The 25,694-nt window shown below is 47.5% G+C and carries 25 protein-coding genes, 5 tRNA genes and 1 riboswitch; of the genes, 5 read left to right on the forward strand and 25 right to left on the reverse strand.

The window, feature by feature from the left end:
- Positions 1–11: 11 nt before the first annotated feature.
- The 5 genes from D5S11_RS17870 to queG all read right to left on the reverse strand — a co-directional run bounded on the left by D5S11_RS17870 (position 12) and on the right by queG (position 4,151).
- Positions 12–725 (reverse strand): polymer-forming cytoskeletal protein, encoded by a 714-nt coding sequence (locus tag D5S11_RS17870; RefSeq protein WP_047935515.1) that lies wholly within the window; start codon positions 723–725, stop codon positions 12–14.
- Entirely contained in the window at positions 716–1,348 is a 633-nt protein-coding gene (locus tag D5S11_RS17875; protein ID WP_007408428.1) for a YhbD family protein, read from the reverse strand. The genes D5S11_RS17870 and D5S11_RS17875 overlap by 10 nt, the downstream gene beginning before the upstream one ends.
- A gap of 136 nt (positions 1,349–1,484) precedes the next feature.
- A complete protein-coding gene (gene trmL, locus D5S11_RS17880; protein ID WP_007610253.1) occupies positions 1,485–1,967 on the reverse strand; it encodes a tRNA (uridine(34)/cytosine(34)/5-carboxymethylaminomethyluridine(34)-2'-O)-methyltransferase TrmL in 483 nt (160 codons plus the stop codon).
- A gap of 36 nt (positions 1,968–2,003) precedes the next feature.
- A complete protein-coding gene (locus D5S11_RS17885; RefSeq protein WP_032868267.1) occupies positions 2,004–2,915 on the reverse strand; it encodes an amidase domain-containing protein in 912 nt (303 codons plus the stop codon).
- Between the two features lie 75 nt (positions 2,916–2,990).
- Positions 2,991–4,151 carry a tRNA epoxyqueuosine(34) reductase QueG gene (gene queG / locus D5S11_RS17890; RefSeq protein WP_015239452.1) on the reverse strand — a complete coding sequence of 387 codons (1,161 nt, stop codon included), beginning with the start codon at positions 4,149–4,151 and terminating at the stop codon, positions 2,991–2,993.
- An 84-nt stretch (positions 4,152–4,235) separates the two neighbouring features.
- Between queG and D5S11_RS17895 the strand changes: the two genes are divergently transcribed.
- The gene (locus tag D5S11_RS17895) at positions 4,236–4,859 is read left to right on the forward strand and encodes a hypothetical protein (protein ID WP_032868261.1); all 624 of its coding nucleotides are present in this window, start codon (positions 4,236–4,238) and stop codon (positions 4,857–4,859) included.
- A gap of 89 nt (positions 4,860–4,948) precedes the next feature.
- Here the strand turns inward: D5S11_RS17895 and D5S11_RS17900 are convergent.
- A tRNA-Gly gene (locus D5S11_RS17900) sits at positions 4,949–5,022 on the reverse strand.
- 190 nt (positions 5,023–5,212) lie between these two features.
- Between D5S11_RS17900 and D5S11_RS17905 the strand changes: the two genes are divergently transcribed.
- Both D5S11_RS17905 and D5S11_RS17910 read left to right on the forward strand, forming a co-directional pair.
- Positions 5,213–5,416: a helix-turn-helix transcriptional regulator gene (locus tag D5S11_RS17905; protein WP_003155407.1), complete on the forward strand. Its 204-nt coding sequence runs from the start codon at positions 5,213–5,215 to the stop codon at positions 5,414–5,416.
- Positions 5,413–5,880 (forward strand): hypothetical protein, encoded by a 468-nt coding sequence (locus D5S11_RS17910; protein ID WP_007408423.1) that lies wholly within the window; start codon positions 5,413–5,415, stop codon positions 5,878–5,880. The genes D5S11_RS17905 and D5S11_RS17910 overlap by 4 nt, the downstream gene beginning before the upstream one ends.
- Before the next feature lie 20 nt (positions 5,881–5,900).
- On the opposite strand, the gene rpsN is transcribed toward D5S11_RS17910, so the two are convergent.
- The 6 genes from rpsN to D5S11_RS17945 all read right to left on the reverse strand — a co-directional run bounded on the left by rpsN (position 5,901) and on the right by D5S11_RS17945 (position 11,269).
- Positions 5,901–6,170 carry a 30S ribosomal protein S14 gene (rpsN, locus tag D5S11_RS17915; protein ID WP_025284463.1) on the reverse strand — a complete coding sequence of 90 codons (270 nt, stop codon included), beginning with the start codon at positions 6,168–6,170 and terminating at the stop codon, positions 5,901–5,903.
- Positions 6,171–6,344: 174 nt separating this feature from the next.
- Positions 6,345–7,481: an FMNH2-dependent alkanesulfonate monooxygenase gene (gene ssuD / locus D5S11_RS17920; protein WP_108725081.1), complete on the reverse strand. Its 1,137-nt coding sequence runs from the start codon at positions 7,479–7,481 to the stop codon at positions 6,345–6,347.
- A gap of 24 nt (positions 7,482–7,505) precedes the next feature.
- On the reverse strand, positions 7,506–8,339 hold the full coding sequence (locus tag D5S11_RS17925) for an ABC transporter permease (protein ID WP_108725082.1): 834 nt from the start codon (positions 8,337–8,339) through the stop codon (positions 7,506–7,508).
- Positions 8,339–9,328, reverse strand: a complete 990-nt coding sequence (locus D5S11_RS17930; protein WP_020955546.1) for an aliphatic sulfonate ABC transporter substrate-binding protein — start codon at positions 9,326–9,328, stop codon at positions 8,339–8,341. The genes D5S11_RS17925 and D5S11_RS17930 overlap by 1 nt, the downstream gene beginning before the upstream one ends.
- A gap of 15 nt (positions 9,329–9,343) precedes the next feature.
- Complete coding sequence (locus tag D5S11_RS17935) at positions 9,344–10,111, reverse strand: ABC transporter ATP-binding protein (RefSeq protein ID WP_108725083.1); 768 nt, start codon at positions 10,109–10,111, stop codon at positions 9,344–9,346.
- A 222-nt stretch (positions 10,112–10,333) separates the two neighbouring features.
- The gene (locus D5S11_RS17945; protein WP_039062853.1) at positions 10,334–11,269 is read right to left on the reverse strand and encodes an amidohydrolase family protein; all 936 of its coding nucleotides are present in this window, start codon (positions 11,267–11,269) and stop codon (positions 10,334–10,336) included.
- 256 nt (positions 11,270–11,525) lie between these two features.
- On the opposite strand from D5S11_RS17945, the gene katA reads away from it, so the two are divergent.
- Positions 11,526–12,971 (forward strand): catalase KatA, encoded by a 1,446-nt coding sequence (gene katA / locus D5S11_RS17950; protein WP_003155420.1) that lies wholly within the window; start codon positions 11,526–11,528, stop codon positions 12,969–12,971.
- A gap of 71 nt (positions 12,972–13,042) precedes the next feature.
- Here katA and D5S11_RS17955 read toward each other — a convergent pair whose 3' ends face one another.
- From D5S11_RS17955 to D5S11_RS17980, 6 genes are all read right to left on the reverse strand, one after another.
- A complete protein-coding gene (locus D5S11_RS17955; protein WP_020955543.1) occupies positions 13,043–14,008 on the reverse strand; it encodes an ABC transporter ATP-binding protein in 966 nt (321 codons plus the stop codon).
- Entirely contained in the window at positions 14,001–14,987 is a 987-nt protein-coding gene (locus D5S11_RS17960; protein ID WP_108725084.1) for an ABC transporter ATP-binding protein, read from the reverse strand. Before D5S11_RS17960 ends, D5S11_RS17955 begins: the two co-directional genes overlap by 8 nt.
- A complete protein-coding gene (opp4C, locus tag D5S11_RS17965; RefSeq protein WP_014417251.1) occupies positions 14,984–15,889 on the reverse strand; it encodes an oligopeptide ABC transporter permease in 906 nt (301 codons plus the stop codon). The genes D5S11_RS17960 and opp4C overlap by 4 nt, the downstream gene beginning before the upstream one ends.
- Before the next feature lie 12 nt (positions 15,890–15,901).
- Positions 15,902–16,858, reverse strand: a complete 957-nt coding sequence (locus D5S11_RS17970; RefSeq protein WP_007408412.1) for an ABC transporter permease — start codon at positions 16,856–16,858, stop codon at positions 15,902–15,904.
- Positions 16,859–16,926: 68 nt separating this feature from the next.
- Positions 16,927–18,648 (reverse strand): ABC transporter substrate-binding protein, encoded by a 1,722-nt coding sequence (locus tag D5S11_RS17975; RefSeq protein WP_032868246.1) that lies wholly within the window; start codon positions 18,646–18,648, stop codon positions 16,927–16,929.
- Positions 18,649–18,650: 2 nt separating this feature from the next.
- The gene (locus tag D5S11_RS17980; RefSeq protein ID WP_003155431.1) at positions 18,651–18,830 is read right to left on the reverse strand and encodes an FbpB family small basic protein; all 180 of its coding nucleotides are present in this window, start codon (positions 18,828–18,830) and stop codon (positions 18,651–18,653) included.
- 259 nt (positions 18,831–19,089) lie between these two features.
- Between D5S11_RS17980 and D5S11_RS17985 the strand changes: the two genes are divergently transcribed.
- On the forward strand, positions 19,090–20,445 hold the full coding sequence (locus D5S11_RS17985; RefSeq protein WP_032868286.1) for an FAD-binding oxidoreductase: 1,356 nt from the start codon (positions 19,090–19,092) through the stop codon (positions 20,443–20,445).
- A gap of 40 nt (positions 20,446–20,485) precedes the next feature.
- Here the strand turns inward: D5S11_RS17985 and thiC are convergent, their stop codons facing one another.
- From thiC to D5S11_RS18020, 7 genes are all read right to left on the reverse strand, one after another.
- Positions 20,486–22,258 carry a phosphomethylpyrimidine synthase ThiC gene (gene thiC / locus D5S11_RS17990; protein WP_032868244.1) on the reverse strand — a complete coding sequence of 591 codons (1,773 nt, stop codon included), beginning with the start codon at positions 22,256–22,258 and terminating at the stop codon, positions 20,486–20,488.
- Between the two features lie 121 nt (positions 22,259–22,379).
- A riboswitch (TPP riboswitch) is annotated at positions 22,380–22,490 on the reverse strand.
- A gap of 49 nt (positions 22,491–22,539) precedes the next feature.
- On the reverse strand, positions 22,540–23,238 hold the full coding sequence (locus D5S11_RS17995) for a Type 1 glutamine amidotransferase-like domain-containing protein (protein ID WP_032868284.1): 699 nt from the start codon (positions 23,236–23,238) through the stop codon (positions 22,540–22,542).
- 85 nt (positions 23,239–23,323) lie between these two features.
- Positions 23,324–24,895, reverse strand: coding sequence for a Na+/H+ antiporter NhaC family protein (locus tag D5S11_RS18000; protein ID WP_108725085.1), 1,572 nt, complete (start codon positions 24,893–24,895; stop codon positions 23,324–23,326).
- 147 nt (positions 24,896–25,042) lie between these two features.
- Positions 25,043–25,124 (reverse strand) — tRNA-Leu (locus tag D5S11_RS18005).
- Positions 25,125–25,369: 245 nt separating this feature from the next.
- Positions 25,370–25,458, reverse strand: a tRNA-Leu gene (locus tag D5S11_RS18010).
- A 7-nt stretch (positions 25,459–25,465) separates the two neighbouring features.
- Positions 25,466–25,536, reverse strand: a tRNA-Cys gene (locus tag D5S11_RS18015).
- Positions 25,537–25,542: 6 nt separating this feature from the next.
- Positions 25,543–25,617, reverse strand: a tRNA-Gly gene (locus tag D5S11_RS18020).
- Positions 25,618–25,694: the final 77 nt, after the last annotated feature.

Raw genomic sequence — 25,694 nt, forward strand, 5'->3', positions numbered from 1 at the left:
CGCAGCTCCTCCTATCGTTTCACGACTTTGTTAACCAAAGCGGAAGGATCACATGTAAAATCGCCGCTGTATTCCACAGTCCCAATGGTGCAGCCTGCGCCGATCTGTACATGATTTCCGCGGACTGTCTTCGCGTTCGTGTCCGCCAATTCAATGATGTCACCTTCAATCAGCTCTGCTGTCAGCACCGGGGCCGGCATCAGCTTAAAACGCGTAAGCACGCTCTTTCTGCTCATCACTTTCAAATGGCGGCATCCAATTTCTTTCACTCGGCTCTCTCCCGCCGTCAGCTTAATACTGACTTCATCGGCATTCAGCAGGCCGCCGATCTTGCATTTGCCTTCCGAACGGAACGTCTCTGTCTCGCAATCGCCTTCAATCCCGGCTTTCCCGGATATGAAAATATCATCAGCTTTCACACCGCCGCCGAAAGATGAAAATCCCGCGACGTTCAGCCGCTCCGTTTTGACATCACCTTTAATGACACCCGTTCCGTTGATACGGATGGATTCAGCTTCGGCACTGCTGGAAATTTTCCCCGAACCGCTGATCGTCAGCGTTTGCGTCTTGACATGTCCGTCTGTTTTTCCGCTGCCGTTAAACAAAAAGCTCGCGCACTCCACATCACCTGACACCGTGCCGCTTCCGTTGATCTCCACTGTATGAAAACGGCCTCCTTTTGAACTTCCTGAACCGTTGATGATTAATTTATCTGTTACTTCCATTGATGGTCCTCCTGCATCCATTTCGTTTTTAATTCTTCCGATGCCGCAGCAAGCGCCACCCGTTCAACCACTTTGACAGTCGGTTCAAATAAAATATGTTCCGCGTCTGCGATGAAGCACGTCGTTACGCCAAGCTTTCGGAGCATGACAAGCTCCGTATTTGCTTTCAGTTCGGAAGCCTCATACGTTTTCAGCACCCCTGCCGCCAATTTTCCTTCCTCAAGGCTGATATTGCCCGATCGCAAAAGTCCTTCAAGCACATATAAAGACAGCAGCGCGCGGGACGTGAATGTCACGCCGTCTTCGCCATAAACTTGCAGCGCGGCTTTTGAAATCAGTCCCTTTTGAAGCAGCTCCGCAGACGTTATATTGACATCAGTCATTTGCGGAGACAGCATTTCTCTCATTTCATCCAAAGACAGATTTTCTTTCATTTTCTGTATTTTTGAGATGCGTTTTAATATTTCCGCTCTCGGAAAAAATGTTTCCTGGCCTGTAAATGTTGATTTTCGGATAAACCATTCTTCAGGAATTAAATTTTTCCGTTTCCAGCGGTACAGCTGCCCATATGAAATTGATGTTTCTTCCAGCAATTCTTTTTTAGAAATCAGTTGTTCCTCCATGAATCCAGCTCCTTCGATGAAAGTATTGTAACATAACACTGTTACGTTGTTAAGCCTGGAAATATAAAAACGCCGTGAACCGCTGCTGTCCGTCTTTTTTATTCAATAAAAAAACGCCCGGATGCGGGCGTTTTTTTCACGTCAAATCTCTGTAATTTTGCTGGCGCAGCGCTTCATATACAAGAATCGCGGCCGTGTTGGACAGGTTTAATGATCTCACATGCTCGGTCATCGGCAGACGCAGGCAGCGGTCCATATTGTTTTCGATCAATTCTTTCGGAAGTCCGCTCGTTTCTCTGCCGAATACGAAGAAAAAGTCTTCCTCCGTATTTGAGTAATCAAATGATGTGTGCGGCTTTTGGCCGAATTTTGTAATGAAGAAAAACTTTCCGTTCTCATATGCCTCAAATAACTCTTCCAATGAATCATGATATACGACGTTGACGAACTCCCAATAATCGAGTCCGGCGCGCTTCAGCATTTTATCATCGGTCGAGAATCCGAGCGGGCGGATCAAATGAAGCGTTGTGTCTGTTGCCGCACAAGTACGTGCGATATTTCCCGTATTGGCCGGGATTTCGGGTTGATATAAAACGACATGTAATGCCACGATGTTCACCTCTGTTTTTTATTCCGCCCACCATTATATCATTAATTACTCTTTTGTCGTATCATCCGTAATATGAAAAAACGCATATCTGATGGAAGGAGTATACGCCGTTGAATCCTCATATGACCAATATCTCATTCTGCTGTCATACGTTTGGGCATTGACAAGCGGCATATTGCTTTTATCTTTCGCGACCACGATCGCCGTATGATTAAAACGGCCGTCCCCTTCAAAATCATAGCAAATAATATCTCCGGGCATCAGTTCTTCAGCTCTTGATACTTGCACCGCGCGAAGCCCTGCCTTGGATTGGGCCAGATACATCTTCATCGAATGCGCGACCGTCCAGCTGTAGCTCCACGAGCTTGCCTTCATCCACCAGCCTGAGCCTCTGTTCGGATGCCCCCGCATCGGTGCTTTTCCGGCATGTAAACATTGGGAAATAAAATTGGTGCAGTTGTCGCTGAAATTTTTATAAGCGGGATTTCGTTTATTCCAAAACTTCTCCGCATACTGCACGGCAGCCAGACGGTCATATTGAAACGCCCGCCCGAAATCTTCCCGTTCACTCCGCTCATATTCAATTACACTGTTTCCGTCAGAAAATCCCGCCGGTTTTTTCTTTACTTCCCGGTCTTTAATCAAAAGCCGATCATAGAGAAATGCAGTCCGTTCCTCAATCTGCTCTTCTAAGTAAAGGTGTCCGTCATGCTCCTTGCACAAATATTCGAAATGAATCGTGTACATGACGCATAACGTGCCGTCGTCCTCAAGGCTGCTTTTGACAATGACGGCTTTTGCCTTCGCTTTCACGATGTCAACTTTCCGTTTTTCAAACAGCTCTTTTTTTCTCGTCAGGACCTCAAGATCGCCGGGCTGCCCATTGTGCCTCATCTCGGTTCCGTTGATTAAATAATGAAGCCGGGCCTCCGCTAAATCTTCAATAATATGCTTCAAGCGCTCCACCCACCATACTGTTTTATAAAGAAAAACACTTGAACTCACGCCAAGTGCTTTTTCTCTATACATATGTCAGGACCGGCCGGTTTTAGTCTTATCAGAAACCGATAACAGCTCCAGTCCCTTTTCAATTTCCCGTATAGCTTCCTCATCCTGCTCCTTTTGAAGCGCTTTTTCTAATTCCCCCGCATAATCAGGATCACCGATTTTCCCGATGGCCCAGGCGGCCGTCCCCCTGATAACGGGGCGTGGATCTTGGTGCATCAAGGCCGTTAATTCCGGAAGAGACGAGGCATCTTTAAAATGAGCCAAAGCTAAAATCGCATTCCGCTGTATCGGCTTCTTGCCGCGCCATGATCCCGATACATGTCCGAATTTTTCTTTGAATTCGCGGTTGCTTATGGTCAAAAGCGGCTTTAACAGCGGCTTTGCGATTTCCGGATCAGGCTCCATCTGCGGATGAAGATGAAAATCTTTCCCCTTATTAATCGGACAGACCGTCTGGCACGTGTCACAGCCATACAGACGGTTTCCGATTTTCGTGCGGAACTCATCCGGCAAAAATCCCTTTGTCTGGGTCAGGAACGAAATACAGCGCTGGGCGTTAAGCTGTCCGGGATTGACGAGCGCGCCGGTCGGACACGCGTCTAAACATTTTGTGCACGTACCGCACATATCTTCAATCGGCACATCCGGTTCAAAGGGCAGATTGGTGATCATTTCAGCCAGATAGACGTAAGAGCCGTATTCAGGCGTGGTGATCATGCAGTTTTTGGCGCTGAAGCCGATTCCCGCCCGTTCAGCCACGGCCCTGTCGGACAATTCCCCTGTATCCACCATTGACTTTGTGCGGATATCCTCATGTTTGCTTTGGAGAAAATTCTCCAGCAGATCAAGCTTTTCCCTCAGCACGTCATGATAATCCTTCCCCCAGGAAGCTCTGCAAAAAATGCCGCGCCGCCCGTCCCTCGTGCTCCTCGGCGCATCTTTCATTTTGGAAGGATACGCAAGGGCGATGGCGACGATTGATTTGGCTTTCGGGAGAAGCAAAGACGGAGTAACCCGTTTTTCAATATCCGGCTCTTCAAAACCGGATAAATAGCCGAGTGATTCCTGAAGAATCAGCCGGTCCCGTAGACTGTCGAACGTATCAGCCGTCGTAAACCCGATTTTGTCGACTCCGATGCTTTTGGCGTATTCGATTAATTCCTCTTTCAGTTTATGAATATTCATTTTTTGCACAGCCTCCTTTCTTTGTGATCAGGCTCCCGCACAGGTATAATAGAGTTTTATCATCCCGAAATGGAGTGAACACACTTGAACATCAGTTTAGATCCACTTATTGCTGAACGGGTGCCGGGGATCAAAGCGGCAGCCGTCTTATATGAACAGATCGAAGTCGGGCCTGCTCCGCAAATGCTGAAAGGCCGCCTCCGTTTATTTCAAGAATCTCTTTACTTTGATTATGCTGACGGGGGTATAGAAGAGCAGCCTTTTGTAAAAGAGTGGGCGCGTATAATGGAACAGCTCAGTCCCGCCTTTTCAGGACAAAAAACGCCGATGGAGCTTATGCTCGGCGATATTTCCCGGGAACGATTCATTGAAAGTGTGAATTCAGCCCATGATACCATACTTTTTTTCTCCTTGAAATATTCATTGCCTATCATGGCGTATGATGCCGCAGAAATAGATCAACCAATTTCAATTACGATCGGAGAAAAAGAAAGCGTACTGTCTTTCTCCGGCCCGGACGGCGTTTTCGGCGACTTCACCGGACATATCAATACACGCCCTGTCACGCCCGGCACAAAGAAAATGCTGCAGCTGATCTTTTTCCCGCCTTCATTTCATGCCGACGCGGCGGATGAGCTGCTATCATCCTTAACAAAAATGTTTGAACAAATTCACGGAGGCACGCATACCGTCTCTTGGCTTTCATAAAAAGACACGCCTTCGTGTCTTTTTTCACATAAAAAAACGCAATACTTCGTTTATCAGAGAAACGAAACACTGCGTTAATAACGTATGTATGGAGCGGGTGATGAGAATCGAACTCACGACATCAGCTTGGAAGGCTGAGGTTTTACCACTAAACTACACCCGCATTAAAATTATTTTTTGTCAGTACCGATTTGATGTTTCTAATATTACATGTTTATTTTTTTTTCGTCAAGGGAATGTTAAAAAATTTGTCGAAAAAAGTTCTTTTTTTGTCCACATGTTAAGTTGGGTTTACATTTTGTTAAGAGTCTCATACAATATAAAAAAGAAGAAAACTTGAGGTACGCCTGATGATGAAAAATAAAGTAAAAGAGCTGAGAGCCAGATTCGGCTATTCTCAGGAAACGCTCGGAAAAGAAGCCGGAGCCACCAGACAGACGATTGCAGCGATTGAAAAAGGAGATTATGTGCCTTCACTTTTATTGGCGCTTAACATCTGCCGGGCTTTCTCCCTGCCGATGGAGGAAGTGTTCTGGCTGGAGGAGGAGAAAAAATGAGTTTGAAAAGAAAAGCGTGTTTTCACCTTGCACTCTACGGATTGGCCTGCTGGACGCTTATTTCCTTTATGGAAGCGGCGCCGCGGATCGCTCAGTTTTTCCAAACGGAGGGGAGCGGTTCATTTGAGCTGAATATCACTCCGTTTCTGCTGTTTACCGTTTGTGCCGCATTGTATATCTATGCCGAAAAGAAAAAACGAAACGGCAAAAAGCACAGGCTTGTACCCGATGAATTTGAGGAACAGGATGAAAGAGAACGAATGATGACGGCTAAAGCTTGCCGTTCCTCGTATATCGCCGTTTACTTCTCATTGCCGGCCGCAGCCGTTCTGCTTTTGTTTTATCCGCTGATTCAGCCGCATCTTCCCTTTTTTCCGATTCTTTTGATTTTCATTCTGATGATGATTCAGCATTTGGCTTATGCTTTCACTTTTCATAAGCACGGCAAAAACTCCGGTTCATGACAGATCCGGAGTTTTTTACATTACCAGCTCGCTTTTTTCACCCCGGGAATCCGGCCTTTATGGGCCAGCTCCCTGAATGCGATTCTGGACAGTTTAAATTTTCTCATATATCCGCGGGGCCGCCCCGTCACCGTACAGCGGTTATGAAGCCTGCCCGGAGCAGAATCACGCGGCAGTTTGCTCAGCGCTTCCCAGTCTCCTTTTGCCTTTAATTCTCTTCGGATGTCCGCATATTGTTCAACAAGCTTCTGCCGCTTGAGCTCTTTGATCACTTTTGATTTTTTTGCCATTTCAGCACTCCTAACAAATCGTAATAATTACGTTTTGTATCATATCATCCATATTAGCATCGTGCAAGCTAAGCGCTTAAAAAGGCGGGTGAATACCCGCCTTCACTGCCGGCATTTCCCCGGAAATGAATCCGCAGAAAGCGCCCGCCGTCAATTATCCGCCTTGCGACGTCATCAGACTTTCGCTTTATTTCCTCTTGCAAAATGGTCGTTGCCCATTGCTTCACCCAGTCTGCGCTCAAGCTTTTTAGTCCGTTCATTCTGAAACGGCAGAAGCGGAAACACGAGTTCAGACAGATAATAAGCTTCTTCCAGATGCGGGTAGCCTGAAAAGATAAACGACTCAATGCCGAGTGCCTGATACTCTAAAATTCGAGCAGCGACAGTCTGCGGATCACCGACAAGTGCCGTGCCCGCTCCGCCTCTGACCAGTCCGATGCCGGCCCAGAGATTCGGGCTGATCTCAAGCTTCGAGCGGTCACCGTTATGGAGATCGGCCATCCGTTTTTGTCCCGATGAATCAGCGCGCCGAAGCGCAGCCTGCGCTTTCGCAATCGTCTCTTCGTCTAAGTGGCTGATTAATCGATCAGCCGCTTCCCATGCCTCTTCCTCAGTCTCCCGGACAATCACGTGAAGTCTGATGCCAAAACGCATCGTCCTTCCTTCCTTGGCAGCCTGTTTTTTAACGGTTTCAATCTTTTCTTTTACCTGCTCCGGCGGCTCTCCCCATGTTAAATAGACATCTGTATGTTTCGCCGCAGCTTCAATTCCCGCCTGTGATGAACCGCCGAAATATAATGGCGGATGCGGAGACTGCTTTGGCGGAAACAGCAGATTGCTGTTTTCCACTTTGATATGGTCCCCTTCATATGTCACCGTTTCGCCCCGCATGAGTCCGCGCCAGACGGTTAAAAATTCTTCAGTCGCCTTATAACGTTCATCGTGGCTGATAAACATGCCGTCTCCCGCCAGTTCATAAGGATCTCCGCCCGCTACGACATTTACGAGCAAACGGCCGTCTGACAGCCGATCCATTGTCGACGCCATTCTCGCGGCGACAGACGGCTGCATCAGTCCCGGACGGACCGCCACTAAAAATTTCAAGTCACTCGTTTCCCCCGCTAAAGCGGCAGCCGTCAGCCACGGGTCTTCACATGATCTCCCCGTCGGCAGCAGAACCCCCGTATACCCGAGTCTGTCCGCCGCCTGTGCCACTTGCTTAAAATAAAGATGATCCGCCGTTCTCCCTCCCGTTTGCGTCCCTAAATACCGGCCGTCACCATGGGTCGGAATAAACCAAAGAATCTCCATATGAATCTCTCCTTTTTTAATAGGTTACCCTTCATAACTGTTCCGCCATTTTAATAGTTTCCGTTCGAGCATTCTGACCAATGCATCTGTCAGCTTGCCGACAGCCGCAAAAATGATAATGCCGGCAAACACCTTATTTGTCTGTGAAAATTGTCTGGCATCCATAATCATATAACCGACGCCCTCGCTCGATCCCATCAGTTCCGCCACCACGAGACCGAGCCACGCAATGCCTAGAGAGAGCCTGATGCCGAGCAGGATATTCGGCAGAGATGCCGGAAGAATTAATTTCGTCATCTGCTGATACCAGTTAAATTCCAGCACCCGTGCGACGTCAAACAGCTTCGCGTCCACACTGCGGATTCCGAGAAACGTATTAATGTACACGGGGAAAAATGCACCTAATGCGATCAGCAGAATTTTTGATGTCTCATCAAACCCGAACCACAAAATAAACAGAGGAGTCACGGCCAAGTGCGGAACCGTTCTGAGCATTTGCAGAGACGGATCTAGATATGCTTCCGTCCGCTTTGAGAAACCGACCAGCAGCCCGAAAACAAGTCCGAGGCCCGCGCCAAGCAGAAATCCGGCAGCAGCCCTGTATAAACTGATCTCTAAATGACCCCAAAGTTCACCTGAAAGAAGAAGTTCCTGAAACGTCTGCAAGATGACGACAGGTGAGGGGAGCACCGTGGCCGAGACGATGCCCAGACTTGCGATAAACTGCCATACTGCGATGACCGCAGCCGGGAGTACAATCCCTTTCATCCATTGGTATGAATACTTCCGGGATCTTGCCAGAGCTTTCTTTTCTGATTGGCTTATTGCGCCGGCAGCCGTTGATGCTTCTGCTTTCATTACTTGCCATCCCCCGTTTCAAGCGCTTTTTTAATAAATGAATTGTCGACAACGTCTTTTACATGAATTTTCTTATGAATCGCTTTTGTTTGATATTGAAAATCAGCGGTTTCCTGCTGGGCTTTGACAATATCATCATTGATCGGTTCATTGAGAGGCTCAGTATTGTTAAGCACGTTTCTGACGACTTTCGGATCAAGATGTTTGATTTTCGCATATAAGGAGACAGCTTCATCTTTGTGTTCCTTTTGCCATGCAACTGCTTTATTGAACACTTTCAGAAAACGGACCACCTCATCCGGGTGTTCTTTGGAAAATCCCGTTCTGACTAACGTGAAACCGGGAGAATATAAATCTGTGCTTTCTCCGTTCGCCAATATTTCCGCCCCGTGCTGCAGCGTTTCAATTGACAAATACGGCTCCCAAATGGACCATGCGTCAACTGATTTGTTTTCAAAAGCGGAAACCGCCTCATCAGGCTGAAGCTGGATGATGGTGACGTCATCGGCGGAAAGCCCCGCTTTATCTAAAGCTTTATAGAGAAAATCAAAGCCGCTGCTGCCTTTGGCTACAGCGATTTTTTTACCTTTCAATTCTTTCAGGCTCTGAATCCCGCTGCCCTTGTTTACGAGAATGCCGTTTGCCTTTAACCCGTCCTGAGACAGCCCGATCTCTTTAAAATCAATCCCTGCCGCCTGACCGGAAATGACCGGTGAATTGCCGACCTGGGAAAAATCAAGCTTATCGGCGGCAAGACCTTCAAACTGCGGAGGACCGCTTTGGAATTCGACCCATTTTACTTTTATTCCGTCTTTTTTGAAGGCCTCTTCAAACCAGCCTTTTTCCTTGGCAATGAGAAGCGGGCTTAAACTCTGCTGGATGCCGATCCGGATTTCTTTCACCGTTTTCCCGCTCCCTCCTGTCCTGTCTGCACTGCATCCGGCTGACATCATGACTGCTGCGGCTAAAAGAATGATGATTTTTTTCACTTCGCTTCGTCCCTTCTATATTCCGGACCCATCCGCAAACCGGAGGTCTTCCGTTTTCTCAAATTCAGAAAGCACCTTCTGCCGGACGGCCTGAAAATCCGCTGACGTCCGATTGCGCGGATTCGGAAGCTGAATCGGCATCAGGCTGTGCAGCCGGCCGGGCTTTGCCCTGAGGATCGCCAGCTTATCGCCTAAATAGACGGATTCATCAATATCATGCGTGACCAGAATCATCGTCGTTTTTTTCTCGCGCCATATATCAAGCAGCACATCCTGCAAATGTTTTCTCGTAAAAGCGTCAAGCGCCCCGAACGGTTCATCTAAAAGCAGCACCTCCGGCTCACGCAAAAGGGCTCTGGCGATGGCAACCCGCTGCGACATGCCGCCGGATAATTCGCGCGGATAAGCGTTCTCCGCTCCCTGCAGCCTGACAACCTCAATCAGATCATCCACTTTTTTCCGAACGGCCGGGTCGTTCATATTGAGATCGGCAGCGATGTTTTGTTTTACCGTCAGCCAGGGAAACAGCCGGTGCTCCTGAAAGATAAATCCCTGCCGGATGCCCGGTCCCGATACATTGCGGCCGTTTATTGTGACAGAGCCTTTATAATCGGTATCAAGACCGGCAATCAATTTTAAAAGCGTGCTTTTGCCGCATCCGCTCGGCCCGATGACAGTCAAAAATTCTCCCGATGCAATTGACAGCTCAATATCATTCAGCACCGGCGTTTTCCGGCCTTCATGCTCAAAAGCTTTTTCTTGTATGCTGATGGTTACAGCCATCTGTCTTCCCCTCTCTTTCTGCCGCGTGCGATCGAAAAACAAAAAGGCCCCCATCTCCGATTGCTTGCAGAGATGGGAGCCTTCGGCGGTCCGATCGGCAACCCGTTTGTTTTTAAATTTGAATATCATGTTAATTCAAATTATTCCGACTTGTCAACTGTTTTTTATAAGGATTAAAATACGCCCTCCGGCATAACCCTGCCAGAGAGCGCATCGGCTGTATCACGTATTTACTTCCTTTTCTTGGCGGGCGATTTTCAATAATGTCCGCGCGTTGTTGCCGAAAATGTTCTCTATATCTTCTTCCCGCATATTGATTTCCCGGCAGGTCCTCACCTGCTCCTGAAGATATCTGTATACATATCCTCTCGGAAATCCGTTCGAATCCGTCCCGAAGATGATCCGTTCAGCACCGATTAATTCAGATGTCTTCCGAAACAGAATTTCCAAATCAAGCGGGTACGGCATCCACCTCATCCACTGATTTGAGCCGGACGTGTCAATATACACATTCGGACAGCTCCAGCACAGCTGCAGCAGTTCCTGATAATATCCGGCGCCGAAATGCGGAATGATGAACGGGATATCAGCATACTCTCTCGCGACGCGATAGATGGAGAGCGGGTTGATGTTGCGATGGCTGACAATGCCCCCCGCTCTTCCTAAAAGCCCGAAGTGAATTAATACAGGCAGCCTTTTGTCAGCCAGATACGTCCACAGCTTTTTCAGCGACGGATCATGAAAATCGATGTCTGTCAGCGGCCCGAACAGTTTATATCCTTTCAGACCGAGCTCTTCTACCGCTCTTTTCAGCTCTTCATACGCATCCTCCCGCTCCAAAGGATGATATGCAAATCCGGTAAATCTCGCGGGATTGGCTTGAATAAACGCCGCCATCCGGTCATTGCTCTCTGCTGTTAAAAAATTCAGCACGTCAATGCCGTACTTATCTAATTCATTCTCCCATCTTGTCATCAAAGCGATTTCGCCGTCATCGCCCTCAACATCATGCGGATCAGGAAAATCCCAAGTCAGATTCATTCTATCTGACCGCTCCCGGTTATAATCGGAAAATGTCTTATCGTTTTTGCCGAAATAAAGGCTGTACGGCAGATGACCGTGAATATCGACAGGTTTAAAATGCTGCCGGAAAAGCATACAATCGCCGCCTCCCTTACCGCCTGACAATAAAAAAAGGCCCTTATCCAGTGAAGAATAAGAGCCTCTTGTGTCCAAGTCAGCGGTTTCTATTTTTTCTCATCTTAAACCCATTATTCCCGTCAGTCAAGTAGGCTTTCAAATCCAAACCCTTTTTTCGATAATAAAAATAATTATTTTATAATCATTATAAAATAATATTGACTTTTTAATGATAGGTGATATTATATTTTTATAAATCTAAAGAGGTGATCACATGAGTTCAAATAAATTGACAACCAGCTGGGGCGCTCCTGTCGGAGATAACCAAAACTCAATGACGGCCGGCGATCGCGGTCCTGCTTTAATACAAGACGTCCATCTGCTTGAGAAATTGGCGCACTTTAACAGAGAACGCGTTCCCGAGCGTGTCGTTCACGCAAAAGGCGCGGGCGCACACGGTTATTTTGAAGTCACAAATGACGTTACAAAATATACGAAAGCCGCATTTCTGTCAGAAGTCGGTAAACGCACGCCGCTCTTCATCCGTTTCTCAACCGTTGCGGGCGAACTGGGCTCTAGTGACACAGTGCGCGACCCGCGCGGATTTGCCGTTAAGTTTTATACAGAAGAAGGAAACTACGACATCGTCGGAAACAATACACCCGTGTTCTTCATCCGCGATGCCATCAAGTTCCCTGACTTTATCCATACACAAAAAAGAGATCCGAGAACACATCTGAAAAACCCGACGGCCGTTTGGGATTTCTGGTCTCTGTCACCGGAATCCCTGCACCAGGTAACCATTCTGATGTCAGACCGGGGCATTCCGGCGACTCTTCGCCATATGCACGGATTCGGAAGCCATACATTTAAATGGACAAATGATAAAGGCGAAGGCGTCTGGATCAAATATCACTTTAAAACAGAGCAAGGCGTGAAAAACCTTGATGTTAATACAGCCGCAAAAATCGCGGGCGAAAATCCCGATTACCATACGGAAGATTTGTTCAATGCGATTGAAAACGGCGATTTCCCCGCATGGAAATTATATGTTCAAATCATGCCGTTAGAAGACGCAAACACATATCGCTTTGATCCGTTTGACGTCACAAAAGTATGGTCTCAAAAAGACTATCCGCTCATTGAAGTCGGCCGCATGGTTCTGAACCGCAATCCGGAAAATTACTTTGCGGAAGTAGAACAGGCGACGTTCTCTCCCGGCACATTAGTCCCCGGCGTCGACGTCTCACCTGACAAAATGCTTCAAGGCCGGTTGTTCGCATACCATGACGCGCATCGCTACCGTGTCGGCGCGAACCATCAGGCGCTGCCGATCAACCGTTCCCGCAATGAAGTGAAAAACTATCAGCGTGACGGACAAATGCGTTTTGATGATAACGGCGGCCGCTCCGTCTATTACGAGCCCAACAGCTTCGGCGGCCCGAAAGAGTCACCTGAAGATAAACAGGCGGCATATCCTGTATCAGGTTTCGCAGACAGTGTAAGCTATAATCATCATGATCATTACACACAAGCCGGCGACCTGTACCGCCTGATGAGCGAAGAAGAGCGCGCGCGCCTTGTCGCCAATATCGTCAGTGCGATGAAACCTGTGGAAAAAGAAGAAATTAAGCTGCGCCAGATCGGCCACTTCTACAAAGCTGATCCTGAATACGGCAGACGCGTTGCCGAAGGACTCGGACTGCCATCACCAAAATAACATCAAAAAACCTGCCGGTCTGCCCGGCAGGTTTTTCCTGTTTATTATCAATAAAACCGTTTTTTTCTCAATTATACGAAGTGGCATGCCGCAAAATGATGAAGCCCTTTTTCTGACAGCGCCGGACTTTTCTCAGCACATATCTTCTTGGCTGCCGGGCATCTCGTTCGGAATTTACAGCCTGAAGGCGGATCAGAGGGGCTCGGTATATCACCCTTTAAAATTATCCGCTCCCTTTTCACTCCGGGATCAGGAACAGGCACGGCTGATAACAGCGCTTTCGTATAAGGATGAAGCGGCCGTGAAAAGAGCTCCTCCTTTGACGCGTATTCCACAATCGTCCCTAAATACATAATGGCGACCTTCGTACATAAGTGCTCCACCACGCTTAAATCATGAGAAATGAACAAATATGACAGCCCGTGCTGTTTTTGAAGGCTGCTGAACAAATTGATCATCTGCGCCTGGATGGAGACATCTAACGCCGCCACGGGTTCATCCATAATGATAAATTGCGGCTTGAGCGCCATTGCTCTTGCAATCACGATCCGCTGCCGCTGCCCTCCGGAAAATTCATGCGGATAACGGTCGATAAAGTTTGCGGAAAGTCCGCAGGCTTCAAGAACTTCCGCCGCTTTATCACGCGCGTTCCGCTTCACCGCCAATTGATGCTCGATCATCGCTTCACCGATGGCTTCTCCGATCCGGCGCCGGGGATTTAAAGAACTGAACGGATCTTGAAAGATGAGCTGCGCTTCTGATCTGAAAGTTTTGAGCTCGCGCCGGCTCATCCGAAACACATCACGCCCCTGAAAAAACACCTCTCCCGCTGTTTTTTCATGAAGCCTCAAAATGGTCTTGCCGATTGATGACTTTCCGCTGCCCGATTCTCCCGCTAAGCCGAACACTTCTCCCTTTTCTATCGTAAAACTGACACCGTCAACTGCTTTTACGGGATTTTTGCGGGTCTTTCTCATCCCCCCATGCTCCTCGTAATATTTTTTCAGCCCCTTGACCTCCAGCAATACATCACTCATCTGCTTTCTCCTCTCTGTAAAGCCAGCACGCCGCCTGATGCCCCTTCCCGAATTCAGTAAAATGCGGGCTCGATTTCCGGCATATTTCCATGCTGTGTTCACATCGCTCCGCAAAATAACAAGACGATCCCGACAGGTCCGCAAGCTCGGGGACCTGCCCCGGAATGGTGTACAGCGTCTCCCTTCTTTGACCGATAACCGGCTTGGCCGCGAGCAGCCCTTTCGTATACGGATGCTTCGGATCAGAAAACAGCTTTGCAACCGGTCCTTCCTCCACAATTTTTCCCGCATACATGACAATCACATAATCAGCCATTTCAGCAACCACGCCAAGGTCATGAGTAATGAATAAAATAGACATGCGAAATTGCTTTTTCATATCCCGCAATAAATCCAATATCTGCGCCTGAATGGTTACGTCAAGCGCTGTCGTCGGCTCGTCGGCAATGATCAGTTTCGGTTCGCAGCTTAGCGCGACAGCCGTCATGATGCGCTGCAGCATGCCGCCGCTCAGTTCATGAGGATATTGGTGCATAACCTGCTCGGCATGCGGGATCTCCACTAACGTGATCAGTTCAACGGCCTTCCGCCATGCTTCTTTCTTACTCAGCAATAAATGTTCGCGAATCGGTTCGGCCAGCTGCTCACCGATTGTAAACACCGGATTCAAAGATGTCATCGGTTCCTGAAATATCATCCCGATTTCGCTGCCGCGGATTTTCTGCATGTCTTTTGGTTTCAATTCCAACAGGTTCCGTCCGGAAAAATGCACCGCTCCCCGTTCGATTCTCCCCGTCTCGGGAATAAGCTGCATAATGGACAATGACGCCATGCTTTTCCCGCAGCCGGACTCCCCTACAATACAAACCGTTTCCTCCTCATGTATCGTAAAGCTGACATCGTCCACGGCCTTTACCGCCCCCTCCTCTGTATAAAAAGCCGTTTCCAAATGCATCACTTCTAAAAGCGGTTTTTTCATTTCATTTTCACCTGCCGTTTTACCTTAGGATCAAAAGCGTCTCTTAAACCGTCTCCAAGCAGATGAATCGCCACAACGGTCAGAAAAATGGCCGTTCCCGGCGGAATCCACAGCCACGGACGGAGTGTAAAATCCATAAAATGATTCGCAGCTTCCATCATGTTTCCCCAAGAAGGTGTCGGCGGAGCAACGCCAAGCCCGAGAAAACTCAGCGCCGATTCACTCAGCATCGCTCCCGCCACATGCAAAGTCGCCGCTACCAGTAATAACGGCAATGTATTGGGAAGCAAATGATAGAGGATTTTCCGTTTATCACTAAGCCCCAAAACTTCCGCGGCCATCATAAACGGCTGCTCCTTCAGCGACAAAATCTGTCCGCGTACAAGCCGCGCCAGACCGGGCCATCCGATCAGGCTTAACATCATCATAATCAGGTACATTCTGTATTCAGAAGGCACTTTCCACTCCGACATCACCGCAGCCAAAATCAAAAGCAGCGGCAGTCCCGGGATGGACATGAGCATATCAGCAATGCGCATAATGATCATATCAGCGGCTCCCCGATAAAATCCGGCCGCAGCCCCGAGTAAAGAACCGATGACAAGCGACAGCACCATTGAAGCAAGCCCCACGGTCAGAGAAATCTGCCCCGCCAGCATCAGCCTCGTCAGCACATCTCTCCCGTACTGGTCAGTTCCCAGCCAATGATGGATTCCCGGCTGCTGATTGGCATTTGAAATATCCGTCCGATCTGTTATGTACGGAGAAAAAGACGGCCCGATAAAGCACAATAAAAACATAAAACATAAGAAAAGAAGACTGATGACCGTCAGCTTATGCTGCAGCAGGCGGCGGTACGTCTGCTTCCAAAGAGAAGGCGGCACCCCTTTTTGTTTTTTCATTCCGAACACCCCCTATTTCAGCCTGACCCGCGGATCAACCGCGGCATAAGCAATATCCGCCAAGAAGTTCCCCACAATCGTTAAACAAGACAAAAACAAGGTAAACGCCATCAAAACCGGATAATCACGATAATGCACAGATTCCAGCTGAATACGTCCGACACCCGGCCACCCGAAAATCTGTTCAATAATGATGGCTCCGGAAAACAGTCCCGGCAGTTCAAAAGCAAGCAGGGTGATGGCCGGAATGAGCGCGTTTTTCAACGCATGTTTCCAGATGACGGTGCGCTCTTTCAATCCCTTCGCTCTCGCCGTTCTGATATAATCCTGTCTGATCACGTCCAGCATGCCGGAGCGGAAATACCTTGTCAGCGAGCCGATGCCGAGCATAGATAAAATCACGACCGGAAGAATCATATGTCTGGCGGCTTCAAGCACGTACGAAAAACCTGTACTCGTGCTTCCGGTATCAATCATCCCGCCGACGGGCAATATTTTCAAATCCACCCCAAACCACTTAATAAACAGAAGGCTGATAAAAAAAGACGGGAACGCCATGGAAGCAAAAACAAGAAACGTCACGATCCCGTCAAACCATGAGTATTTCCTGACAGCGGATATGACACCCGTTATCATCGCGGCTGACCATGTGACAAGCAACGCCAAAAATGCGACAAAAAACGAATTCCAGACATATTTCCGAAGCAGTGACAGGACGTTCTCCTGATATTTCAAAGAAAACCCAAAATCTCCGCTGAGCACATTTCCGAGCCATGTCACATAGCGCTGCCAAATCGGCTGATCCAGCCCGTAAAGCGCTTTTAACTCCTGCGCTCTTTCAGGAGTCAGGTTTACATTGGAATCAATATAGTCGCCCGGCAGCATGGCGAATAAGAAAAAAATAATAAAGGACGTACCAAATAAGATCACAAGCATTTGAATGAATCGTTCTGCGGCATACCGTTTCACAAAAAGCCCCTCCTTTCCGCTGAAAGGGCAAAATCCCCGGGATGCACCGGGTATTTTGCCCAACCGTTCTATTGAATTGAGACATTTGAGAGACTTGAACTGATTCCAGAATAATTGTCAGGCTCAAGCCCTTTTATTTTTCCGCTGACCGCCCTTGCGCTCTGACGGTAATGAATCAGAATGTAAGGCGGGTTTTCCCCGAGCTCCCGGTACAGCTGGTGATAAATCTCTTTTCTTTTGCTGATATCAAGCGTGCCGGCTCCTTTCTCTATCAGCCGGTCCGCTTTCGGATTGGAATATCCCGTTACATTATTGGGATGGCCGGAAGCCAGCTTTTCCACCGTGTCATTCGGATCAAGAATCTGCGAGGTGGAAACGGCGGCAAGGTCATATTGTTTGTCATTTATTTTCGCTACTTCTGTATTAAAATCCATCACTTCCGGTTTTAATGAGATTCCGATGTCCGCGTAATTTTCTTTCGAGATCGGGATGAAATCATCATCCGCTTTAGACGTGTAATAGCTGATTTCAAGCTTTTTGCCGTTTTTTTCACGTACACCGTCTTTGCCCGTTTTCCAGCCTGCTTCATCGAGAAGCTTTTTGGCTTTTTCAGGGTTAAACGCGTACCGATTGACATCTTTGTCATCATAAGCCCACGAAACCGGAGACACCGGCACATTCGCGACTTCTCCGTAGCGTTTAAAGCGGACATCGACGATTTTTTGACGGTCAAGTCCGTAAATAAGCGCCTGGGACACTTTCTTATCTCGAAAAGGCGGACGCTTGTGATTGACGTACACAAGCCCGTAATCATTCACGACAGATACGCTTATATTGGCAAAACCGAGACTTTTTAAATGCTGAACCGTATCATCATCAGGTGAGAAAGAAGCGTAATCAAGGTCACCCGTTTCAAACAGCTGAAGGGAAGTTGACGGATCGATAATTTTATAAATCAGCTTTTCCGTTTTCGGTTTTCCTGCATAATAGTGTTCATTAGCCTGATAGCGTATTTCCTGTCCCGGAAGGTATTCTGTAAATTGATAAGGTCCCGCTCCGAGCGGTTTGGCATAAAGCTCTTTTAAATAGTCCAGTTTGCCGAATTGATATTTCTTCCCGTAGTAGGCTTCTGACAGCACCTGCCCTCCCAAAAGAAGCAGCGACTTCGCACTGACTTTCTCAGTCGTGATTTGAATGGTTCTGTCATCAAGGACGCGAATGCCCTCTATCGTCTTTGCCTTTCCTTCTTTGTAAGCCTTACCGCCTTTAATATAGGCCGTGGTGATATCTTCATAGCCCGCGTATGCAGGATCATGCAGCAGTGTTAAAGTGAATGCGGCATCCTTTGCGGTCAGCGGTGAACCGTCGCTGAAAACGAGATTTTTTCTTAAACGGAACGTGTATGTAAGCTGATCTTTGGAAATTTTCCAGCTTTCCGCAAGAGCCGGGGCAGGCTTCCCCGTTTTATCCAGTTTGACTAACGGTTCAAAAATAGGATCTGTCGCATTTCCGTCCCAGCCGTTTTCGTAAAAGTACGGCAGAAACACACCGCCCGGCGCGGAAATCCCAGCAACAAAAGTGTCAGTTCTGGCTTTCGATTTAGCGGGAATCGCCGCCGGATGAGAAGCTTTAAATTCCTTTGTCTTGACATGGGCAATACGTGTTTCTTCCTTTTTATCCGCCGCAGATGACGGTTCTTCTCCGGCACTCCCGAACGCGCACCCTGATAACATGATGGATACCGACAGCGCGAGTACCGTTGTTTTTATCCTCCATTTTCTCTCCTTCATCTTTATCGAACCCCCGCATGCTTTTCATCTATCTTTATATAAATCTGCTCCATCTGTTCCTCATTTCTCATAATCTCCCGTTTGTTTTTCTCTACAAGCAGTTCGAAATTCAATGTGTGTTTTCTGTACTTTTTTCGTTTTTTGCTCTTTTTGCGCACATGTGATACCTTTTTTAACGCCACTTTTCATCCCTCCGCTTTTCATTTCATTCAATGACTTTCACGCAAAAAAGGCCCTTATCTGTTTAAAAGATAAGAGCCTTCGGTGATCCGATCAGCCATCGTTTGGAAATATGTAATGATTATGTTAATTCACACAATCCCTACCTGTCAACTATAATTTAAAATATCGTTTCCTTCCGGGGGTTTTCCTCATACACTCTCTCATTTTTCCGCATATGCTAGAAAACATAGCAGATTACAAGTGAAAGTGAGTGAGAATGTGGAAAAGACAACATTGACCGGTCGCATCGTCAAAAAAGATGACCCGGACTATAATGCTGCGAGAACCAATATCAATTTAAGCCTGCAAAGATATCCAGACATCATTGTGTTTTGTCAAAACAAACATGACGCCCTCAATGCGGTGAGATGGGCGCGTGAGAACAATGTGCCTTTCCGTATCAGAGGCGGAAGACACAGCTACGAAAACTTTTCTCTGTTAAATGACGGACTAGTCATTGATCTCAGTGAAATGAAGAAAATAAGAGTAAATGAGGATAAGCGGCTGGTCTCGATTGAAGCGGGAGCCGAATTGGGGGAAGTCTACCGGACACTCTGGCGGTACGGCTTGACCCTTCCTGCGGGAACCATTGCGAATGTGGGAATCACGGGGCTGACGCTCGGGGGAGGAATCGGATATTTAACAAGAACTGCCGGACTTACTTGCGATCGTCTCCTCCAGCTCGAGATGATCATAGCGGACGAAAAAGCGGGTGCTGACTTGATCACAGTCAACCGTTCAAAGCACTCTGATCTATTTTGGGCGTCTCAGGGAGGAGGGGGAGGCAACTTCGGCATTGTCACATCCATGATGTTTAAAGCCGTGCCGATCTCGTGCGTGTCTGTTTTTTCTGTCACTTGGGGCTGGGATGATTTCGAGGAAGTATTTAATACGTGGCAGCGCTGGGCTCCATTTACAGACAACCGGCTTACCTCATCAATTCAGTTTTGGCCTAAGGAAGTAAACCGCATAGAAGCGCTCGGTCAATTTACCGGGACAAAGGATGAGCTGAAAGAACTGCTGGCTCCGTTAATGAAAGCGGGAAAACCAGCAAGCGGCATGGTCAAGACAGTGCCATTTATTAAAGCGGCAGCCTTTTTTAACAGCCCGGGAGGCAATCAGCCGCAAAAGATGAAGCGGTCAGGATCCTTTATTGAAAAACCATTATCAACACGCGCAATTTCCACTTTAAAGCGCTATTTAGAGCACGCTCCGAACGAAAACGCCAGTGTCTGGCAGCAGTCTCTCGGCGGGGCGGCCGGACGGATCGCTCCGGACCAAACGGCATTCTACTATCGCAACGCAATCATTGCCCAAGAATATATTACAACTTGGACATCTGCTGAAGAAGAAAGACAAAATGTCCGCTGGATCGAAGGACTGAGAACGTCCCTATCAAGAGAAACGATGGGAGATTACGTGAATTGGCCTGATAGAGAAATCAGAAACTGGCTGCAAACGTATTACGGAGAAAATGTTCACCGCCTCCGTCAAGTCAAAACGAAATACGATCCGGAAAATATATTCCGCTTTGAACAGAGCATTTCGCCGCTTCGCCGTTCACCGTTTTTCTAAAAAAGATGAAGATGGGCAAACTCCATCCTCATCTTTTCTTTTATTGATATAAGCGGCTTCCCTTCTCTGCAAACTCTTTTGCTTTTTCTTTCAGTCCTTCGTTGACGGCCTCGTCTTCAGTAAGTCCGTTTTCCTTCGCATAATCACGAATATCCTGAGAAATTCTCATACTGCAGAACTTCGGACCGCACATCGAACAGAAGTGAGCCGTTTTTGCGCCTTCAGCCGGCAGCGTTTCATCATGATATTCCATTGCTCTTTCAGGATCAAGCGACAAATGAAATTGATCACGCCACCGGAATTCAAACCGCGCCTTAGACAGAGCATCGTCACGGATCTGTGCACCCGGATGCCCTTTAGCAAGGTCTGCGGCATGTGCCGCGATTTTGTACGTGATGACACCTTCTCTTACATCATCACGATTCGGCAGCCCCAAATGCTCCTTCGGCGTGACATAGCAAAGCATCGCCGTCCCGTACCAGCCGATCATCGCCGCGCCGATTGCTGAAGTAATGTGGTCATAACCCGGAGCGATATCCGTCGTTAATGGCCCGAGCGTGTAAAAAGGCGCCTCTTTACAAATTTCCAGCTGCTTGTCCATGTTTTCCTTAATTTTATGCATCGGCACATGACCCGGTCCTTCGATCATCACTTGCACATCGTGCTTCCACGCAATCTCCGTCAATTCTCCGAGAGTCTCCAATTCCGCAAACTGCGCTTCATCATTGGCATCCGCAATCGAACCGGGGCGAAGCCCGTCACCAAGAGAAAAAGCGATATCATAGGTCTTCATGATTTCACAAATTTCTTCAAAATGCGTGTACAGAAAGCTTTCCTGATGATGAGCCAGGCACCATTGCGCCATAATCGCCCCCCCGCGGGATACGATTCCCGTCGTGCGTTTAGCCGTTAACGGGACGTAACGAAGCAGTACGCCGGCATGGATGGTGAAATAATCCACGCCCTGCTCCGCCTGCTCAATCAATGTGTCACGATAAATGTCCCACGTTAAATCCTCGGCAATGCCATTTACTTTTTCAAGCGCCTGATAAATCGGCACCGTCCCCACAGGCACGGGACAGTTGCGGATAATCCATTCACGCGTCGTATGAATGTCTTTTCCCGTGGATAAGTCCATCATCGTATCGGCGCCCCAGCGAATCGCCCACGTCATTTTTTCGACTTCTTCTTCGATAGAAGATGTAACAGCCGAGTTGCCGATATTGGCATTAATTTTCACATGAAAATTCCGGCCGATAATCATCGGCTCGCTTTCCGGGTGGTTGACGTTAGAAGGAATAATCGCCCGGCCGCTCGCCACCTCTTCCCTGACAAATTCGGGAGACACGTGCTCACGTATTGCGATAAACTCCATTTCCGGCGTAATGATGCCTTTTCTCGCATAATGCAATTGTGTTACATTTTTCCCCGGCTTGGCCCGAAGCGGTTTCCGCTGTAGGCCGGGGTATTCAGCGGCACGGCCCTCTTTTTTATAACCGTTGTCTTCAGGTCTCACGGTCCGGCCGTTATATTCTTCTACATCTCCGCGCCCGGTAATCCACTTTGTGCGGAGCGCCCCCAGCCCTTCATGAATATCAATCTGTACATCTGGGTCTGTATACGGCCCGCTCGTATCATAAACACGGACCGGCGCATTCTCCTCTTCCCTGAATGCCCCCGTAGTCGCACTCAGGCTGATTTCCCGCATCGGCACTCGTATATCGGGCGAAGAACCTTCTGCATAAACCTTTTTACTGCCGGAAAAACTCGACATAATGGAAATGTTCGCTTGCTGTACTGATTGATTTTGCATACAAATCTCTCCTTTATCATTTGAATAACAGAACCAAGTTCAGCACCAGCACAAAAAAACCGGGTTCAAAGAAGAACCCGGTTTTGCAGTCAGAAAGAAACTATTATTGTTTTCATCAACAATAATAAAACCTTTACTTCCCCACGCTGGTACGAACCAGATCAGGTCCAAAGGGTTAAGAAGCCGCCGCTTCTCTCTCAGCCCGCTCAGACGGGCACCCCCAGTAACTATTGATTTCGCTCTCATCGTAACATAAGTTGTGTACAAAAAAAAGCATATTATCAAAATTCAGATAACGGTACGGTCATAAGCTCTGTTTCCCGAACGCCTTCTTCGGTATTAAAAACCCGATAACCCTTTGCGGTTTCCCTGGAAGAGACAGCCTGGAACAGCTGACCGTCTTTATAATGAAGCGCAGCGCCGTCATCAGCGGCATAGCCCTCCCTGAGTTTCTTTTCTGAAATCAGACGGTGATACACCGGCCGGCGCTCCGCTTCTCCGTCATAGTGCGGACAAAAGCTGCCCGGCAAAAATCCTAAAGCTCTTAACTCTCTCAAATCTCCAGCTGAATCCGTCAACCCTTCTTCATACCAGCAAATCGCCCCGGCGCTGAGACCAGCCAACATGATGCCGTTTTCCCAAGCCTCACGAAGAATAAGGTCAAGCCCCCACTCTTTCCATAAGACAAGCATATTGCGCGTATTTCCGCCGCCGACATATATAATATCTTTCTTCATGAGAAAGGATCTGAGATCAGAACCCGGCGGTTTAAACAGCGACAAGTGATCCGGCTCACACCGCAGCTTTTGAAAGGCCTGATAAAACCTGCCGATATAATTCTCCGAATCTCCGCTTGCCGTCGGCAAAAAACAAATTTTCGGCTTTGACCGCGCCGACTGCTCTAAAATATACTGATCCAGCACAAGATAATCCGGCTCCATGGAAAAGCCCCCGCCGCCCATTGCAATAATCTGCTTCAATGTCATCACCTCTTTTTTCCTCTAGTATAACAGCTCATAAAAAGGCGTTATCCCCATTTCGGATACCGCCTTTAAAAAGTATTTGTTATCTAAAAAATGAAAACGCACCGTATAACACAACGGAGATCCCCGCGGCGATAAGCGCCGGAACAAGCTTCGAACGGGCATACTTCACAACATCGATCCCCAACACCGTACAGGTTGTCACCGTATTATCACTGAGAGGAGAAGCAAACGCTCCAAATGTTCCGCTCGCAAACACGGCCCCGATCGCTAATAATAAGCTGGTATGTGACTGAACCGCCAGCGTTACGCCGAGCGGCATTAAAAGCCCCCAAGTCCCCCAAGATGACCCGATAAAATAGGATATAACAGCCCCCAGTATAAAAAGAGACGGCGCAATAAACATATGAGGGATCCATGACGTTAAATGAGAAGTAACATATTCCGAGAATCCCAGATCTTCAGATACTGCTGTTACGGCCCAAATCAGCGATAACATAATAATAACGTTGACCAATTCGTTTCCGCCCTTAATAAAATGGGTAACAAGCTCGCCTGCATGAAAACGCTGAAACATAAAAAGAGCAAATGCTGCAATAACCGCTGCCAATAATGCGGTTAACATGACGCCAAGCATATCGCTTTTGATAAAAGCATTCAAAAACCCTTGTGCTTTTGAATGGCCGTCCCACCAGCTGAGAAAGAGTGTTAATAGCAAAAACAGCCCGATCGGAATGATTAAATTCCAAGGCCGAATCGGTGTTTCCTTAATATAAGCACGGTGCGCCGAATCCAGCTCCTCCTGCTGGTCAGCATGCTCATTACTTTCGAACATTCCCGTATGTTCACCGTGAATATCTGAGATCGTCCCTGTTTCCATGTTAAATGAACCTGAGCTTTTTGAAAGCAACACACCGCTGTTCCGCGGAATCGGTTCCGTATTTTTGTTATGTTTGCGAGCAGAAGTTTGTCCGCTCTTTTCTGTTTTTTCTAAGCTTTCGCCCGCTTTTTGTTTCTTAAAAAAGCAGTAATAAATTCCGACTACTATAATCACAATGGAGAAAAAATTGAAGGGAATACTTTTCACATACACCGTGTAAGCCGGCTGATCTATTCCTGACGTTTTAAGGGCCTGTCCGATAATGGAAACCATGTAGCCGACAAATGCCGTTGCTATCGGAATCAAGGCAATGACAGGGTTTGCCGTAAACTCAATGGCATACGCAATTTTCTGTTTCGACAGGTCCAGACGCTTGCTTAAAGCTTTCATGATCGGTGCAATTGTGACGATGCGAAAGTCCGGTTCACTGAACGTGCCAAATGTCGACAGCCATGCAAGCAGCATCGCACCTTTTTTGGTTTTAACTTTTTTACTGATCAAATGGACGAATCCTTTTATCCCGCCGGTCAGCTTTATAATCCCTACAAGGCCGGCAAATGAATATAGAAACACAATGATTCTAATATTATTGGTGACGACAATGTTGCTGATTACATATTGAACCATATGTTCAATCCCGCCAAGCAAGCTGGGATGCAAAAGATAGCTTCCGACCAGCAAACCGACAAACAGACCGGACTGCACTTGCTTTGTAATGATTGAAATGGGAATGACCAGAATAAATGGGATAAGACAAGTCCAAGTCCCTTCCATAAAAAACACCTCTTTCAAAGAACTTCTTGTTAGTATCTTTGAAAAAAGCGTATTTATACAATCTGCACGCGTATCATGTTTTCACAAGCCTTGGAGGATATTTTCACACAACAAAAAAGGCTTCTACATATTGTAGAAGCCTTTGTATACCGGTGGCCGGGGTCGAACCGGCACTCCAGAAGGAACACGATTTTGAGTCGTGCGCGTCTGCCAATTCCGCCACACCGGCATGTAATTCGTCGTGTTCAACCGACGTATATAAATATAACATGTATTTCATAAAACGTCAACGGTTTTAGCAAAGTTTTTTAAATGGTAATGCAGTATATACGATACAAGCAAGAAACTTATATTGATAGTCATTACGTTTTTATTATATAAAAAAAGTGATCTGCAATATGCAAATCACTCTCATATATGTTTTATAATGTGAAAACTGATGACCAATTTAACATAGTTCGTTCAAAGTTAAATTGGTGCCGAGGGCCGGACTTGAACCGGCACGGTAGTCACCTACCGCAGGATTTTAAGTCCTGTGTGTCTGCCAATTCCACCACCCCGGCAATAGAAAGGCGACACCCGGATTCGAACCGGGGATAAAGGTTTTGCAGACCTCTGCCTTACCACTTGGCTATGCCGCCGTAATTTGGAGCGGAAGACGGGATTCGAACCCGCGACCCCCACCTTGGCAAGGTGATGTTCTACCACTGAACTACTTCCGCAACATGTAAAAGAACTTAATACATCTTATGCTGTTGTTTTTAAAAAAATGCAACTGGGCTAGCTGGATTCGAACCAA

It is taken from the genome of Bacillus sp. L75, from assembly GCF_003676355.1.
Classification (GTDB): domain Bacteria; phylum Bacillota; class Bacilli; order Bacillales; family Bacillaceae; genus Bacillus; species Bacillus velezensis.

Bases quoted from the DNA above. Each gene is read 5' to 3' on its own strand.
- D5S11_RS17870 (WP_047935515.1), bottom strand. From the start codon at position 725: ATGGAAGTAACAGATAAATTAATCATCAACGGTTCAGGAAGTTCAAAA.
- D5S11_RS17875 (WP_007408428.1), bottom strand. From the start codon at position 1,348: ATGGAGGAACAACTGATTTCTAAAAAAGAATTGCTGGAAGAAACATCA.
- queG (WP_015239452.1), bottom strand. From the start codon at position 4,151: ATGAATATTCATAAACTGAAAGAGGAATTAATCGAATACGCCAAAAGC.
- D5S11_RS17905 (WP_003155407.1), top strand. From the start codon at position 5,213: ATGAAAAATAAAGTAAAAGAGCTGAGAGCCAGATTCGGCTATTCTCAG.
- D5S11_RS17910 (WP_007408423.1), top strand. From the start codon at position 5,413: ATGAGTTTGAAAAGAAAAGCGTGTTTTCACCTTGCACTCTACGGATTG.
- rpsN (WP_025284463.1), bottom strand. From the start codon at position 6,170: ATGGCAAAAAAATCAAAAGTGATCAAAGAGCTCAAGCGGCAGAAGCTT.
- ssuD (WP_108725081.1), bottom strand. From the start codon at position 7,481: ATGGAGATTCTTTGGTTTATTCCGACCCATGGTGACGGCCGGTATTTA.
- D5S11_RS17925 (WP_108725082.1), bottom strand. From the start codon at position 8,339: ATGAAAGCAGAAGCATCAACGGCTGCCGGCGCAATAAGCCAATCAGAA.
- D5S11_RS17935 (WP_108725083.1), bottom strand. From the start codon at position 10,111: ATGGCTGTAACCATCAGCATACAAGAAAAAGCTTTTGAGCATGAAGGC.
- D5S11_RS17945 (WP_039062853.1), bottom strand. From the start codon at position 11,269: ATGCTTTTCCGGCAGCATTTTAAACCTGTCGATATTCACGGTCATCTG.
- katA (WP_003155420.1), top strand. From the start codon at position 11,526: ATGAGTTCAAATAAATTGACAACCAGCTGGGGCGCTCCTGTCGGAGAT.
- D5S11_RS17955 (WP_020955543.1), bottom strand. From the start codon at position 14,008: ATGAGTGATGTATTGCTGGAGGTCAAGGGGCTGAAAAAATATTACGAG.
- D5S11_RS17960 (WP_108725084.1), bottom strand. From the start codon at position 14,987: ATGAAAAAACCGCTTTTAGAAGTGATGCATTTGGAAACGGCTTTTTAT.
- opp4C (WP_014417251.1), bottom strand. From the start codon at position 15,889: ATGAAAAAACAAAAAGGGGTGCCGCCTTCTCTTTGGAAGCAGACGTAC.
- D5S11_RS17975 (WP_032868246.1), bottom strand. From the start codon at position 18,648: ATGAAGGAGAGAAAATGGAGGATAAAAACAACGGTACTCGCGCTGTCG.
- thiC (WP_032868244.1), bottom strand. From the start codon at position 22,258: ATGCAAAATCAATCAGTACAGCAAGCGAACATTTCCATTATGTCGAGT.
- D5S11_RS18000 (WP_108725085.1), bottom strand. From the start codon at position 24,895: ATGGAAGGGACTTGGACTTGTCTTATCCCATTTATTCTGGTCATTCCC.